Origin of the sequence: Pauljensenia sp. UMB6358 (genome assembly GCF_030216865.1) — a bacterium.
GTDB lineage: Bacteria > Actinomycetota > Actinomycetes > Actinomycetales > Actinomycetaceae > Pauljensenia > Pauljensenia turicensis_A.
The window spans coordinates 1-295 of the sequence record NZ_JASOMS010000122.1 but is presented as its reverse complement, the minus strand read 5'-3'; the positions used below and the strand labels follow the sequence as shown (position 1 = coordinate 295).

Below are 295 nucleotides of genomic sequence, written 5' to 3'. Positions count from 1 at the left end.
AAGTCTTCGCGCCCATGAGTCTTACCCAGGCGATCTCTTGACGGATCTTCGCGCCGCATCGTTGGAAACCTTCGATGAGATCACTGAACCTTATCTGGCAACAGATGCACAACAGATTTACGAGCTCCGCGCCGACCTGCAACGGGACATCAACAGGCGACTGAAAGACGCTAAAAAGGATGGCAAAGTCGCATTTTCTCAGGATGGTGAGCAATGACAACTGAAAGTCTTCCGGGTAGACAGCTTTTGCAGGAAATTCTCCGGCGACGAAACGATTCCGGTTTCCGCAAGCAGC

1 protein-coding gene is annotated in these 295 nt (G+C 51.9%); it reads left to right on the top strand.

The window, feature by feature from the left end; all coding sequences use genetic code 11:
• The coding region (locus tag QP381_RS08865) for a hypothetical protein (protein ID WP_285068617.1) at positions 1-217 on the top strand (217 nt) is incomplete at its 5' end.
• Positions 218-295 lie beyond the last annotated feature (78 nt).